Annotated in this window: 13 protein-coding genes and 1 pseudogene; 9 read left to right on the top strand and 5 right to left on the bottom strand. The window is 70.6% G+C overall.

Features of this window, described 5'->3' with window-relative positions; translation table 11 throughout:
- Window positions 1-86 precede the first annotated feature (86 nt).
- Window positions 87-368, bottom strand: a complete 282-nt coding sequence (locus ACFY1U_RS43680; RefSeq protein WP_030605519.1) for an HPr family phosphocarrier protein — start codon at window positions 366-368, stop codon at window positions 87-89.
- A gap of 208 nt (window positions 369-576) precedes the next feature.
- Between ACFY1U_RS43680 and ACFY1U_RS43685 the strand changes: the two genes are divergently transcribed.
- From ACFY1U_RS43685 to ACFY1U_RS43720, 8 genes and pseudogenes are all read left to right on the top strand, one after another.
- Complete coding sequence (locus ACFY1U_RS43685; RefSeq protein WP_390699654.1) at window positions 577-3,405, top strand: GNAT family N-acetyltransferase; 2,829 nt, start codon at window positions 577-579, stop codon at window positions 3,403-3,405.
- Window positions 3,406-3,460: 55 nt separating this feature from the next.
- Complete coding sequence (locus tag ACFY1U_RS43690) at window positions 3,461-4,057, top strand: DUF5998 family protein (protein ID WP_390699655.1); 597 nt, start codon at window positions 3,461-3,463, stop codon at window positions 4,055-4,057.
- A complete protein-coding gene (locus ACFY1U_RS43695) occupies window positions 4,057-5,250 on the top strand; it encodes an alkaline phosphatase family protein (RefSeq protein ID WP_390699656.1) in 1,194 nt (397 codons plus the stop codon). The genes ACFY1U_RS43690 and ACFY1U_RS43695 overlap by 1 nt, the downstream gene beginning before the upstream one ends.
- A gap of 55 nt (window positions 5,251-5,305) precedes the next feature.
- Complete coding sequence (locus ACFY1U_RS43700) at window positions 5,306-5,956, top strand: thymidine kinase (protein WP_390699657.1); 651 nt, start codon at window positions 5,306-5,308, stop codon at window positions 5,954-5,956.
- A gap of 473 nt (window positions 5,957-6,429) precedes the next feature.
- A pseudogene (locus tag ACFY1U_RS43705) lies at window positions 6,430-6,669 on the top strand (WXG100 family type VII secretion target); the annotation flags it as partial.
- Window positions 6,670-6,739: 70 nt separating this feature from the next.
- The gene (locus ACFY1U_RS43710) at window positions 6,740-6,973 is read left to right on the top strand and encodes an HNH/endonuclease VII fold putative polymorphic toxin (protein WP_390699658.1); all 234 of its coding nucleotides are present in this window, start codon (window positions 6,740-6,742) and stop codon (window positions 6,971-6,973) included.
- Entirely contained in the window at window positions 6,942-7,439 is a 498-nt protein-coding gene (locus tag ACFY1U_RS43715) for an Imm50 family immunity protein (protein ID WP_390699659.1), read from the top strand. The genes ACFY1U_RS43710 and ACFY1U_RS43715 overlap by 32 nt, the downstream gene beginning before the upstream one ends.
- The gene (locus tag ACFY1U_RS43720) at window positions 7,429-7,836 is read left to right on the top strand and encodes an Imm50 family immunity protein (protein ID WP_390699660.1); all 408 of its coding nucleotides are present in this window, start codon (window positions 7,429-7,431) and stop codon (window positions 7,834-7,836) included. The genes ACFY1U_RS43715 and ACFY1U_RS43720 overlap by 11 nt, the downstream gene beginning before the upstream one ends.
- Window positions 7,837-7,982: 146 nt before the next feature.
- Here the strand turns inward: ACFY1U_RS43720 and ACFY1U_RS43725 are convergent, their stop codons facing one another.
- Window positions 7,983-8,792, bottom strand: a complete 810-nt coding sequence (locus ACFY1U_RS43725) for a VOC family protein (protein WP_390699661.1) — start codon at window positions 8,790-8,792, stop codon at window positions 7,983-7,985.
- A 284-nt stretch (window positions 8,793-9,076) separates the two neighbouring features.
- On the opposite strand from ACFY1U_RS43725, the gene ACFY1U_RS43730 reads away from it, so the two are divergent.
- The gene (locus ACFY1U_RS43730; protein ID WP_390699662.1) at window positions 9,077-9,928 is read left to right on the top strand and encodes a sulfurtransferase; all 852 of its coding nucleotides are present in this window, start codon (window positions 9,077-9,079) and stop codon (window positions 9,926-9,928) included.
- 385 nt (window positions 9,929-10,313) lie between these two features.
- Here ACFY1U_RS43730 and sepH read toward each other — a convergent pair whose 3' ends face one another.
- The 3 genes from sepH to ACFY1U_RS43745 all read right to left on the bottom strand — a co-directional run bounded on the left by sepH (window position 10,314) and on the right by ACFY1U_RS43745 (window position 14,283).
- Window positions 10,314-11,363: a septation protein SepH gene (gene sepH / locus ACFY1U_RS43735; RefSeq protein ID WP_390699663.1), complete on the bottom strand. Its 1,050-nt coding sequence runs from the start codon at window positions 11,361-11,363 to the stop codon at window positions 10,314-10,316.
- Window positions 11,364-11,765: 402 nt separating this feature from the next.
- Window positions 11,766-13,085: a D-arabinono-1,4-lactone oxidase gene (locus ACFY1U_RS43740; protein ID WP_390699664.1), complete on the bottom strand. Its 1,320-nt coding sequence runs from the start codon at window positions 13,083-13,085 to the stop codon at window positions 11,766-11,768.
- Window positions 13,045-14,283 carry an MFS transporter gene (locus tag ACFY1U_RS43745; protein ID WP_390699665.1) on the bottom strand — a complete coding sequence of 413 codons (1,239 nt, stop codon included), beginning with the start codon at window positions 14,281-14,283 and terminating at the stop codon, window positions 13,045-13,047. Before ACFY1U_RS43745 ends, ACFY1U_RS43740 begins: the two co-directional genes overlap by 41 nt.
- Window positions 14,284-14,322: the final 39 nt, after the last annotated feature.

Consider the following 14,322-nt stretch of genomic DNA (forward strand, 5'->3'; position numbering starts at 1 on the left):
CCGTGATCGGAAATTGCAGCGCCCCTGCGCGGGAAATGCGAAGGGCTCGCCCGGCAATTCGGACGAGCCCTTCTGTGGTGCCGTGATCAGACGGTCTCGGGAAGCTCCTCGAGCCCCTCGGAGACCAGCTTCGCCAGCCGGTCGAGGGCGACGTCCGCACCCTCGGCCTCGGAGGCGAGCACGATCTCCTCGCCGCCCTGGGCGCCCAGGCCGAGAACGGCCAGCATGGAGGCCGCGTTGACGGGGTTGCCGTCGGCCTTGGCGATCGTCACCGGGATACCTGCGGCCGTGGCGGCCCGGACGAAGATGGAAGCGGGGCGGGCGTGGAGGCCCTCGGCCCAGCCGACGTTGACGCGGCGCTCAGCCATGTGATGCTGCCCTTCAGTGTCTCAGGGTTGTCTAGACCAGTTTCCCACACGTGAAACGTCTCCGGAGCGGTCCTGTGTCCCGTCCGGGGTGGGCGGTCGGGCCGCGGCCTCGGCCCGACTTCCGTCCTTGTTCTCTTCTCAACGGACTGCCGTGTTCTCCACAGACTGCCTCGCGCCGTTGTCGGACGCGAGCCGTACTCTGGGGCCCATGCAGACCTCGCCGGACCGGCACGAGTACCCAGCCCACTGGGAGGCCGACGTGGTGCTGCGCGACGGCGGCACCGCGCGCATCCGCCCCATCACCGTTGATGACGCCGAGCGCCTGGTCAGCTTCTACGAGCAGGTTTCGGACGAGTCGAAGTACTACCGCTTCTTCGCGCCCTACCCTCGTCTGTCCGCCAAGGACGTCCACCGCTTCACGCACCACGACTTTGTGGACCGGGTGGGACTCGCGGCCACGGTCGGCGGCGAGTTCATCGCCACCGTACGCTATGACCGCATCGGCGCCGACGGCATGCCCGCGTCGGCTCCGGCCGACGAGGCCGAGGTCGCCTTCCTCGTGCAGGACGCCCACCAGGGGCGCGGCGTCGCCTCCGCCCTCCTCGAACACATCGCCGCGGTCGCCCGGGAGCGCGGCATCCGCCGCTTCGCCGCCGAGGTGCTGCCCGCCAACAACAAGATGATCAAGGTGTTCACGGACGCCGGGTACACCCAGAAGCGCAGCTTCGAGGACGGTGTCGTACGCCTGGAGTTCGACCTCGAACCCACCGACCGCTCCCTCGCCGTCCAGCGCGCGCGTGAGCAGCGCGCCGAGGCGCGCTCGGTGCGGCGGCTGCTCGTGCCCGGCTCCGTCGCCGTGGTCGGCGCCGGCCGCAGCCCCTCAGGCGTGGGCCGCAGCATCCTCGACAACATCCGCGACGCCGGCTTCACCGGGGCGCTGTACGCCGTGAACAAGGCGCTCCCCCAAGACGTCAAGGAGCTCGACGGCGTCCCCGCCCACCGCTCCGTCCGCGACATCGACGGCCCCGTCGACCTCGCGGTCGTCGCCGTGCCGGCCGAGCACGTCCCCGAGGCGGTCACCGAGTGCGGCGAGCACGGCGTGCAGGGACTCGTCGTCGTCTCCGCCGGGTACGCCGAGAGCGGGCCCGAGGGGCGCGAGCGCCAGCGCGAACTCGTACGGCACGCGCGCACGTACGGCATGCGGATCATCGGGCCGAACGCCTTCGGGATCATCAACACGTCCTCCGAGGTACGGCTGAACGCCTCACTCGCCCCGGAGATGCCCCGCCCCGGCCGGATCGGTCTGTTCGCCCAGTCCGGCGCCATCGGCATCGCGCTGCTGTCCCGGCTGCAGCGACGAGGAGGCGGCGTCACGGGAGTCACGGGCGTGTCCACCTTCGTGTCGTCCGGCAACCGCGCGGACGTGTCCGGCAACGACGTCATCCAGTACTGGTACGACGACCCCGACACCGATGTCGTCCTCATGTACCTGGAGTCCATCGGCAACCCGCGCAAGTTCACCCGCCTCGCCCGTCGCACGGCCGCCGCGAAGCCCCTGGTCGTGGTCCAGGGCGCCGGATCCGCCCCGCAGGGACATGCCGTACGGGCCACCCGGCTGCCGCATGCGACGGTGTCCGCGCTGCTCAGGCAGGCCGGCCTGATCCGCGTGGACACGATCACCGAGCTGGTCGACGCGGGCCTGCTGCTCGCACGGCAGCCCCTGCCGGCGGGCCCACGGGTGGCGATCCTGGGGAACTCCGAGTCCCTGGGGCTGCTGACGTACGACGCCTGTCTCTCCGAGGGGCTCCGGCCCCTCAGGCCGCTGGACCTGACCACGGGGGCCTCGGCGGAGGACTTCCACCAGGCGCTGCTGCGGGCTCTCGGGGACGACGCGTGCGATGCGGTGGTGGTGACCGCGATCCCGGCGATCGGCGAGGGGTCGCCCGGTGATGCCGAGCTGGCGGAGGCGCTGCGATCGGCCGCCGAGTCCGTTCCGGGCAAGCCCGTACTCGTGGTCCACGTGGAACTCGGCGGCCTCGCGGAGGCCCTGTCGGCCGCGACCAGCACCGCACCGCAGCCGGACACCGCGGCGACCGCCACCCGCCGGCTGCGCCCCTCGCAGCAACTGCCCCCTCCGGCACGCGCACCGGAGCCCGCGGCCCCCGCCACCTGCTCCCGCCTCATCCCCGCCTACCCCGCCGCCGAGCGCGCCGTCCGTGCCCTCGGCGAAGCCGTGAGGTACGCGCAATGGCGCCGCGACAGCGCCGACCCCGGCAAGGTGCCCGAGTACGAGGACATCGACGAGAAGGGAGCCGCCCGGCTCATCGACAGGATGCTCGCGCGCGGGCAGGGGCTCACGCTCGGCACCGAGGACACCTGCGAGCTGCTCGGGCGGTACGGCATCCCCGTGCGCAGGGCGGTGCCCGCCTTCACCCCGGACGACGCCGTCCGGGCCGCCGAGACCCTCGGCTACCCCGTCGCCCTCAAGGCCACCGCCCCGCACCTGCGCCACCGCGCCGACCTGGGCGGCGTACGCCTGGATCTCGCGGACGAGGACCAACTGCGGCGCGCGTACGCCGAGTTGACCGAGCTGTTCGGGAAGCCGGAGGAGCTCAGGCCGGTGGTGCAGGGGATGGCACCACGCGGTGTGGACACGGTGGTACGGGCCGTCATCGACCCGGCGGCCGGGGCCGTCCTGTCCTTCGGGCTCGCCGGAGCCGCCTCCCAGCTGCTCGGCGACATGGCGCACCGGCTGGTCCCGGTCACCGACCGGGAGGCGGCCTCCCTGGTCCGGTCGATCCGGACGGCGCCGCTCCTGTTCGGCTGGCGTGGCTCGACGCCGGTCGACACCCCTGCGCTGGAAGAACTGCTGCTCAGGGTGTCCAGACTGGTCGACGACCACCCCGAGGTCGTCGCGGTGACCCTGGAACCGGTCGTCGTCGCACCCCGCGGTCTGACCGTCCTCGGCGCCTCCGTCCGCCTCGCGCCGCCACCCGCCCGCGACGACCTCGGGCCCCGCACCCTTCCCGTCTACTGAGACGTGCGCCGAGACAGTGCTGACCGGTGCCTCGCAGTCAGTGCACCCCCGTAGGATGGACGTCATGGCCAAGACCAGTACGACGACCCAGGGGCTGCGCGCGGCGATCGAGCGCAGCGGCTACTACCCGGCCCTCGTGGCCGAGGCGGTGGAGGCCGCCGTGGGCGGCGAGCCCATCCGGTCGTTCCTGGTCCACCAGGAGACCACGTTCGACGCGAACGAGGTGCGGCGGCACGTCACGGTGCTCGTCCTCACCGGCAACCGCTTCATCGTCAGCCACACCGACGAGCAGGCCGCGGACACCACCTCCCCGACGCCGTACGCCACGACCTCGACGGAGTCCGTGAAACTCGGCCGGATCTCCTCGGTCGTGGTCAGCCGCGTGGTCGCCAACCCGGAGCAGTACCAGCCGGGCACCCTGCCCCGCGAGGTCGTCCTCACCATCGGCTGGGGCGCCGTCTCGCGCATCGACCTCGAGCCGGCCGCCTGCGGCGACCCCAACTGCGAGGCCGACCACGGGTACACGGGCAACTCGACGGCGGACGACCTCAGCCTGCGCGTCAGCGAGGCCGGTGACGGACCGGAGACCGTCCGTCAGGCGCTCGCCTTCGCCCAGTCGCTCTCCGAGGCCACCGCGGACACCACCCGCTGATGTCGCAGTCCGCTCCCTGGGACACCCACCCGGAACCCCTCGCCGTCGACTCCGCGCCACCGCCCGAGTACGGCAGAGGCTCCCTAGCCGACCTGCTGCCCACACTGGCCGCCGGCATGGCCGTACCGGGCATGACCGCCGCGATCACCGAGCTGACCCCCGCCGACCGCAACTGCGTGTTCCTGATCGACGGGCTCGGCTGGGAGCAGCTGAAGGCGCACCCGGACGAGGCGCCCTTCATGACCTCGCTCCTCGGCACCTCGCGCGGCGGCACCGGCCGCCCCCTGACCGCCGGCTACCCGGCGACCACCGCGACCTCACTCGCCTCCGTCGGCACCGGTCTGCCGCCCGGTGCGCACGGCCTGCCCGGCTACACCGTGCGCAACCCGGAGACCGGCGAGCTGATGAACCAGCTGCGCTGGCGGCCCTGGACGTCGCCGCGCGCCTGGCAGCCGTATCCCACCGTCTTCCAGCTGGCCGAACAGGCCGGGGTGCACGCGGCCCAGGTGACCTCGCCGACCTTCGAGAACACCCCGCTGACCAAGGTCGCCCTGAGCGGCGGAACGTTCCACGGCCGGCTGTCCGGCGAGGACCGCATGGACCTCGCGGCCGGGCAACTGGCCGCCGGCGACCGCTCCTTGGTCTACACGTACTACGCCGAACTGGACGGCGCCGGCCACCGCTACGGCGTCGAGTCCGACACCTGGCGTGGCCAGCTCATGCATGTCGACCGACTCGTCCAGCGCCTCGCCGAGCAACTCCCGCCGCGCACCGCGCTGTACGTCACCGCCGACCACGGCATGGTCGACATCCCCTTCGACGAGCAGCACCGCATCGACTTCGACGAGGACTGGGAACTGCGCGCCGGCGTCGCCCTGCTCGGCGGTGAGGGCCGCGCCCGGCACGTGTACGCGGTCCCGGGCGCCGAGAACGACGTACTCACCGTCTGGCGCGAGGTGCTCGGCGAGCAGTTCTGGGTGGCCTCGCGGGACGAGGCGATCGCGGCGGGCTGGTTCGGACCGCACATCGACGAGCGTGTGTACGCCCGCATCGGCGACGTGGTCGCGGCCGCCCGCGACGACGTACTGATCATCGCCTCCGAGCGCGAGCCCAAGGAGTCGGCGATGGTCGGCAACCACGGCTCGATGACCCCTGCCGAACAGCTGGTCCCCCTCCTCGAAGTACGCTCCTGAGGCCCGCCCTCCGTTCCTCTCCACTCCTCATCCACCGAAAGGTGCTCAACTCGCCATGCCCGAGCTGGTGTTCTTCTCCGGAACCATGGACTGCGGGAAGTCGACTTTGGCGCTACAGATCGAACACAATCGATCGGCGCGTGGTCTGCAGGGGCTGATCTTCACGCGTGACGACCGTGCCGGTGAGGGCAAGCTGTCGTCGCGTCTGGGCCTGGTGACCGACGCGGTGGAGGCCGGTCCGGGGCTGGATCTGTACGGATATGTGGTGGAGCAGTTGTCTCGGGGTGGCCGGGTCGACTACGTGATCGTGGACGAGGCCCAGTTCCTGCTGTCCGGGCAGATCGACCAACTGGCCCGGATCGTGGACGACTTGGAGCTGGATGTCTTCGCGTTCGGCATCACCACCGACTTTCGGACGAGACTCTTCCCTGGTTCCCAGCGTTTGATCGAACTTGCCGATCGCCTGGAGACTTTGCAGGTCGAGGCGATGTGCTGGTGCGGTGCCCGGGCCACGCACAATGCGCGCACCGTGGGTGGGGAGATGGTCGTCGAGGGGGAGCAGGTCGTCGTGGGCGACGTGGCCCAGTCGGCGGCGGAGGTCGGGTACGAGGTGCTCTGCCGACGTCATCACCGCAGGCGGATGACGAGCGCCACGGCACGGGCAGCGGCGCTGTCGCCGGACGTGCTGCCGGTCACGGCCACGTGACCTCTGGCCGGCGCGGCGGCTTGATCTTCGGGCTGTGCCGGCCATGGGGGACGGGGAGGCGCCCGGGAGTGGGCTCGGCAGGTGGCCTTGGCTGCAGGTTCGAGTCCTGAGGAGGAGCCACGCAACATGGCTGGTCGTGCGCGTGGCGCTGACCTGGGCATTTGTTCACGGTGATGGTTGAGGGGCGGTCTCGGCCGGTACCGCTCGCGTCGGGGACGGCCCCGGCGGCCTCCGATCCCCTGAGCGTGGTGGTCTCGCCACCTGGCGCCCGTCGCGCGTCAAAGTCCCCTTCACGGCGGACGAGGAGGAGGGCCGCGGAGCCTGGGTGCCGCCCTTGGTGGGTGCTCTGCGGTGCCATGATCCCCGGTCCGACAAGCCCGGGCCGTCGACTTGATCGCGCGTTTGCCAGACAGTTACCCCTTCTGGGCGGCATACCTGATGGGCTGTCGTGGATGTGACACACGGGGGTCGGGATGGCAATTGAGCTGCCGGAGGAAGTGGTGTCGTTCCTCCAGTTCATCGGGGTGAACTGGCCGAACGTCAACGAGGACAAGGTCCGTGAATTCGCCGCGCATGTACGGGAGTTCGCGCAGAACGTGGACAACACGCACCAGGAATCCACCGCGACGATCAAACGTCTTGGCGCGGTGTACCAAGGGGCGTCGTACGAGGCACTGCTCGCGAAGTGGGCACAGCTGTCCAACAGCCACATGAACGAGCTGATCGAGGCAGAACGACTGGGTCAGGGCCACGACGCCCGAGTGGCAGGGGTCGAAGCATCTCATGGACGAGAACAACCAACCGATCTACTACACCGAGGAGATATACGAGCATCCCAACGGCGAGGACCTCATCGTGTTCCAGGACCATCACTTCGGTCACCAGGAACCCGGAACCCCTGGCCACCAACCCGCGCACGTCCATGTACGACCGATGGACGACACCCGTAATGGGCAAGTCCCCGGAGCCGAAGAGCACTACTACTATGACCGTTCCACTCATCCCAGCCGACCCTGAGCCGCTTCGCCGGCTGTACGGTGACTTCCCCAGCCTGGACGAATTCCGCCTGCGTTCCATCAACCTCAACGCGCGCGGACCCGCGCTCACACTCCGCGTCGACCTTCCGAGCTACCCCGAACATCCACCCGCGGAATGGGCGGCGAGCGGGTGCGATGTGGTGCAGTGTCACCTTGACTTTGCAGCGGTCGAGCACCTCGCCCTGCAGGAGTGGAATCCGTCCGCGACAGTGCAGCTCACCGCAGTGACGACGGAAGAACCGCGGAGAGTGGATGTGTCCGTCCAAGGTCCTGGGGTCACACTCGGCTTTCGCAGCCACGAGTCCGTGATCATCCGTCACATCAGCGGTTTCCGCAGGGCACCCGATGGTTCGGACGAGGTCCCCCACCACTTCCTCAGCAAGCTCGACGCACGCCGCTTCTCGACGATCCCCCGCACCTACGAAAAGACCTTCTATGCGCGCTGACAGCTGGGTTCAACTGCTCATGGAGCCCGCACTCATCGCGAGCCTCTACGATTCCCCGCCAGAGCTGAGCGCATGCGCCCTCTTCTACGTCCATCTCGACGAGCGCGCAGATTCCGTGACACTGGGATTCGATACCTCGCACCTCCCGTCCAACCCTCTCGCGGAATGGCAGGAGAAACCCTTCAATGCCTTTGAGTTTCATTTGCAGTTCGAATCCGTTTCAGAACTTCGCGTCGCAGGATGGGCTGCCCCAGCACAGAAGGACATTCTGATGTCTGCACGCGAGGCCGGAGGCGTGAAGTTTTCGGCGACCGCGCCGGGATCACTGCTCCAATTCGCGGCGGACCGGGTCCGAGTCGTGCGGACGCGTACCTATCTCGCCTCGGCGGCACCTTGATGCGCAGGCCAGGACATCGGTGACGCCGGACCGCACGGCATCGTTGACGCCCTGTCGGCAGCTTTGCGCAGGCTGCGCTGCAGCACCCTCTCGCTGCGCGGCCTGGCTGGTGCAGCGCCCGAGCCACGCACAACGGAGGCCGTCGGCTACGAGGTGCGCGGGCTCTCGATCAGTGAGAAGCGGGCGCCCTCGGGGTCGGCAACCGTGGCCACGCGCCCGTGGGCGCTGTCCCTGGGGGACTTGAGGACGTGGCCGCCCAGGTCCACGAGGCGGACGACGGCTTCGTCCGTGTCGGCGACTTCGAAGTACGTGATCCAGTGCGGGCCCCGGTCGCGCGGCAGGGCGGTGCCCACGCCGTGGATGCCGGCGACCGGGCGGCCCTCGATGTGCAGACTCACGTAGTCGAAGTCGGCGGAGACGACCGGCTCCTCCTCGTAGCCGAAGACCGTCTCGTAGAACTTGGCCACGCTCACCGACTCGAAGGTCAGCAGCTCGTTCCAGGCCGGGGTGCCGGGCACGCCCGTGAGTGCCGTGCCGAGGTGCCCGGCCGCCTGCCAGATGCCGAAGACGGCACCGGCGGGGTCCGAACCGATCGCGAGACGGCCGGCCTCGGCGGCGTCCAGGGGCCCCACCCCGATCGTGCCGCCGCACAGCCGTACCGTCTCGGCGGTCAGGTCCACGTCGTCCGAGGCGAGGTAGGGCGTCCAGGCGATCGGCAGATGGCGGTCCGGCGGCAGCTGGCCGATGCCGGCCACCTCGTAGCCGTCGAGCAGGGCCCGCGCGTACGGGCCGAGCTGCTGGGGGCCCGGCTGGAACTCCCAGCCGAACAGCGCACCGTAGAAGTCCTGGGTCGCGGCCAGACCGTGCACCATCAGACTCACCCAGCAGGGCGTGCCGGGCGCGTGCCGGGCGTACGTCTCGCCGTTCGGGCCGGCCGACCCCCGTGCCTGAGTCATCGTCACTCTCTCCTCGGCCCCTCGCAGTCGCCGTGTCGCTTCCGCACTCCGGATCTCCGTGCAGATGCTCGCACCACAGATGCGACCGCGCGCTCCGGGCGCGCCGCATGCCAGGAGGATGCCCGGTGTGCGGTTTGTCGTCCGTATCTGTGCGATTGCCGACGGATGTCCATCAGCTGTACAGCATGTGCCCGAACCCGTACACCTCGTGATCGGGCCTGTCCGGCCGAGCAGAGTAGCCGGACGTGGGCGATGCGGCCACCCCGTGCGCGAGGATGGAGGCCATGAACGCCATCATCTCCGCTTCTGAACTCGCGAGCGAGCTCGCGGGGCCGCGCCCGCCCGTACTGCTCGATGTCCGCTGGCAGCTCAGTGTGGCCAAGGCGGCCGGCGAGCCGCCCTTCGACGGCCGGGCCGAGTACGCGGCCGGGCACCTCCCCGGTGCCGTCTACATCGACCTGGACTCGGAGCTCGCCTCCGCGCCCGGCGAACGCGGCCGCCACCCGCTGCCGGACCTGGAGGTCTTCGGCGCCGCGATGCGACGGGTGGGCGTCTCGGCCGGGACGCCGGTGATCGTGTACGACGGCGGACAGGGCTGGGCCGCGGCCCGTGCCTGGTGGCTGCTGCGCTGGACGGGTCACCCGGACGTGCGGGTCCTCGACGGCGGGTTGCCGTCGTGGGAGGGGCCGCTTGAGACGTCGGCGCCCGCGCCGGCGGAGGGCGACTTCGAGCCGGCTGCGGGCGGGGCGGGGTTGCTGGACGCCGACGGCGCGGCGGCGCTCGCTCGGGCCGGGGTGCTGTTCGACGCGCGGGCGGGGGAGCGGTACCGCGGGGAGGTGGAGCCGATCGACCGGGTCGGCGGGCACATTCCCGGGGCGGTGTCGGCGCCCACGAACGAGAACGTGGGAGCGGACGGCCGGTTCCTGCCCGCGGAGGAACTCGCCGATCGGTTCAAGGCACTTGGCGCGGCCGACGGTTCGCCGGTCGGCGTGTACTGCGGCTCGGGGGTCTCCGGGGCGCACGAGGTGCTGGCGCTGGCGGTTGCGGGGATCGACGCGGCGCTGTACGTGGGCTCGTGGTCGGAGTGGTCGTCGGATCCGTCCCGGCCGGTTGCTGTGGGCGCTGACCCTCAGTAGACCTGCGCTGCTGTTGGGGCGGTCTCACTCGCCGGCACTGGCCGGGCACCGCCTGCGCCCACCGGTGCCGCCCTGAGCGGTACTCATGCCCGCAGGTTACGCAGATCGGGAGCTGCACCGGGCGGCTACGACTGCCCCGCAGGCTGCGCAGGGCCGGATGCTTTCTTGCGCGGCACGCATGCCCGCAGGCCAGGCGGGTGGGGGCGGGTGCCCGAATAACACGTCTGCCTGGAGACTGCGCGGGCGGCGGCTCGGGTGCCGCCCTTCGTCGGGTGGGAGCCGGGCCATGCGGTACGACTGCTCGCAGGCCGTGCGTGGGTGAGGGCCGCGCCTTGTCGGCGCGGCCCTCACCCACGTACGGCTGACCGTGCGGCCGTACGGTCGGCTACTCCTGCTTCTTGCGGCGTGTGCCGAAGACGATCTCGTCCCAGCTGGGGACTGCCGCGCGGCGGCCCGGGCGGACGCCGTCGGCCTCGGCCTGGCGGTCCGTGGCGCCGACGAGGCGGTCGCGGTGGCTGGTGACCGAGCGGGGCATGAGGACGTCCGCATAGGCGGAACCGGCCGAGGCCGCGGGCGCCGGGGGTTCCTCTTCCTCGGGTTCGGCAGCGGCGGCGGGCTCCTCCGGCGGTGGCGGAGGAGGAGACGCTTCTGCGGGGCGCTCCGGGACCACCAGGTCGCCGCGGAAGCTCGGTACCGCTTCCAGCAGGCTGGTCAGCGAGTCCCGTTCACCCGCGCTCTCCTCGGCGGGCTCGGACGCCTGCGCAGGCAGGCTCGGCCGTTCGAGGGCACGGTCCAGCGGACGGTCGCGCGGCAGCCGTGCGATGCGCGGCACGAACGGAAAGCTGGGCTCCGGCGCGGCGAGGTCCTCGGACTCGCCGATCAGCGAGCGCGCCTCCTCGTCCACGGCCTGCACGAGCCGCCGGGGCGGGTCGTACGTCCAGCTCGCCGAGTGCGGTTCGCCCGCGACCCGGTAGACCAGCAGGACCTCCCAGGTGCCGTCGTCGCGGCGCCACGAGTCCCACTGCACGGTGTCCTTCTCGGCGCCACGGTGCAGCAGACGCTCCTGGACGGCCTCGCCGAGCTGGGGTCCGGCGTTCTCACCGGGCCGGCGGACGGGTGTCTTGCGGGCCCGCTCGGCCATGAACGCGCGCTCCGCCAGCACGGGGCCCTCGAAGCGCCGTACGCGGTCGACGGGGATACCGGCGAGCTGGGCGACTTCTTCCGCGGAGGCACCGGCGCGTATACGCGCCTGGATGTCACGGGGGCGGAGATGGCTCTCCACCTCGATCTCGATCTGGCCGAGGCGGGGCCGGTCGCCGCGGACGGCCGCGCGCAGCCGTTCGTCGATCGGAAGCGTGTACTCCGTTGCGTCGGCAGCCTTCAGCACCAGCCGTGTGCCGTCATTCGAGACGGCCACGACACGCAGTTCGGGCATGGGGACCTCCCGGGTGGTGCCTGCCGACGTCACGTGCGTCGCTGCTTCCGCTAGTCGAGTGTGGCCTGCCCGGGTGCAGCCTGCCACAACCTTGCCGAGTTGCCCGGCGTGTCGGGCCAGGGCCCTGGATCGCCGTTATGGCACGGTTACCTATTCGCAACGCTAAGTGACCAACTCCGTCACCCTGTGCAACTAGCCCCCTCCCGGCGGTCCTTGAAGGTCACGGACGCCCTGGCGGGAGACCGGACCCAGGGCTCGCAACAGTACTCCATTCGGGCCACGTGCGTGGATTGGCGCGCCGCCCAACTTCTGGCAACGAACCGGACCCGGCCGCCCGTTGCGGGGGTTTTGAGATCTTGAACGTGGCGTACTTCACGGAATCGGCAGAAACGGAACCAATGGCTACGGCCCCAACACCCGCCGCAGGTAGTCGTTCTGGAAGCGCCGGTCAGGATCGAGCCGGTCCCGCAGCGCGGTGAACTCGCCGAAGCGCGGATAGACCCCGGAGAAGTACTCGGCGTCCCGTGTGTGCACCTTGCCCCAGTGCGGCCGGCCCTCGTGCGCGGTGAAGATGCGCTCGGCGGCGGTGAAGTACGCCTGATAGGGCGTTCCCCGGAACATATGGACGGCGATGTATGCGCTGTCGCGGCCCGAGGCGGTGGACAGCGTGATGTCGTCGGCGGGTGCCGTACGCACCTCGACGGGGAAGCTGACCCGCAGACCGGAGCGGTCCATCGTGGTCTTCAGTTCGCGCAGCGTCTCGGCGAGGGCCTCGCGCGGGACGGCGTACTCCATCTCCACGAAGCGCACCCGGCGCGGTGAGGTGAAGACCTTGTACGGAATGTCGGTGTAAGTGCGCGCGGAGAGGGCCTTGCTGGAGATCCGGGCGATCGTCGGGACGGTCGCGGGCGCCGCCCGGCCGACCCACTGGGCGACCTGGAAGACGCCGTTGGAGAGGAACTCGTCCTCGAACCAGCCCGCAAGCCGGCTCACCGGTTTCTCCGGGCCCGCGCTGCGGTTGTTGCGCTTGGTGTTGGTGGAGCCGGTGTGCGGGAACCAGTAGAACTCGAAGTGCTCGTTCTCGGCCCACAGTTGGTCGAACTCGGCGAGCACCCTGTCGAAGGGCATCGGTTCCTCGCGTGCGGTGAGCAGGAAGATCGGCTCCACGGCGAAGGTGATCGCGGTGACGATGCCGAGGGCACCGAGGCCGATCCGGGCGGCCGCGAAGACCTCCGGGTTCTCCTTCTCGGTGCAGGTGAGCACCGATCCGTCCGCCGTGACCAGCTCAAGTCCCTTGATCTGGGCGGCTATCGAGGCCGACTCGCGACCTGTGCCGTGGGTGCCCGTGCTGGTGGCGCCGGAGACCGTCTGCTCCATGATGTCGCCCATGTTGGTCAGCGACAGACCCTCGCGGGCCAGAGCCATGTTGAGTCTCTTGAGCGGGGTGCCGGCCTCCACCGTGACCGTCATGGCGTCCCGATCAATCTTGCGGATGCCGGTCAACAGTTGAGGGCGGATCAAGACACCGTCGGTGGCGGCGATGGACGTGAAGGAGTGCCCGGTGCCGACGGCCTTCACCGTCAGCCCGTCCTGAGCGGCCTGCCGTACGGCCGCCGACAGTTCCTCCACGGAGGCCGGCTCGACCTCCCGCGCGGGCCGGGCCGTGACGTTGCCGCCCCAGTTACGCCACGTGCCGTTCTTCCCGCTCGCTGTGCTGCTCAACGGTGCCTCCCCGACGCGGAGCCGGCCTGCTGAGCCGGCGGTACCCCAGGAAACCGACCGTGACCGCGACGGCCCCGGACACCGCCGGAACCCCGTACCCGGCACGTGCGCCGGCCGCGTCGATGACCCAGCCGGCGGCCGAGGAGCCGAGCGCGACGCCGACCGCGAGGCCGGTGCTCACCCAGGTCATGCCCTCGGTCAACTGTGCGCGTGGTACGTGCTCTTCGATGAGGGACATGGTCGTGATCATCGTGGGAGCGATGGACAGACCCGCAACGAACAGCGCCACGGCCAGAAACGGCAAGTTTCCGACCAGTAGGAGGGGGATCATACTCACGGCCATCGCGCATATGCCCAGCAGCCAGCGGCGTGCGGGCGCCCCCTTGAGGTGCAGCAGTCCGAAGACGACGCCCGCCACGCAGGAACCCGCCGCGTACAGCGCGAGCACGACGCTCGCGGCGGCCTTGTGCCCCCGCTCATCGGCGAAGGCCACGGTGACCACGTCGACGGAACCGAAGATCGTCCCGGTCGCCACGAAGGTGGCCACCAGCACTTGCAGGCCACGCGCGCGCAGTGCCGTACCGCCGCCGTGCTTCTCCCGGGGATGCGGCTCGGGCTCGGTGGCACGCTGTGCGGTCAGCCAGAAGACGCCGGTCGCCAGAAAACAGGCGGCGAGCAGCGGCCCCGCCTCCGGGAACCAGGCCGTGGACAGCCCGATGGAGATGATCGGCCCGAAGATGAAGCACACCTCGTCCACCACCGACTCGAAGGAGTACGCGGTGTGCAGCTGCGGAGTGCCCCGGTACAGGGCGGCCCAGCGAGCGCGGATCATCGCGCCGAGGCTCGGCACGGAGCCGATGCCGGCGGCGCACACGAACAGCACCCAGTCCGGCCACCGGAAGTGCGCGGCGAGCAGCAGACCGGCCGCCGAGGCGAGCGCGACGAGCGTCGCGGGCCGCAGCACCCGGCGCTGCCCGTACTGGTCCACCAGCCGTGAGATCTGCGGCCCGATCGCCGCGGCCGCGAGCGCGATGGTCGCCGACAGGCCGCCCGCGAGCCCGTAGCGCCCGGTGAGCTGGGAGATCATCGTGACCACGCCGATGCCCATCATCGACAGCGGCATCCGGCCGAGGAGGCCCGCGGCGGAGAAGCCCCTGGTGCCGGGGGCGGCGAACAGGGCGCGGTAGGGGCTGGGCACGGGGTCTCCGATGGCTACGGCTCAGAAAGGTGCTGACGA

This window comes from Streptomyces sp. NPDC001351 (assembly GCF_042896045.1).
Taxonomy (GTDB): Bacteria; Actinomycetota; Actinomycetes; order Streptomycetales; family Streptomycetaceae; genus Streptomyces.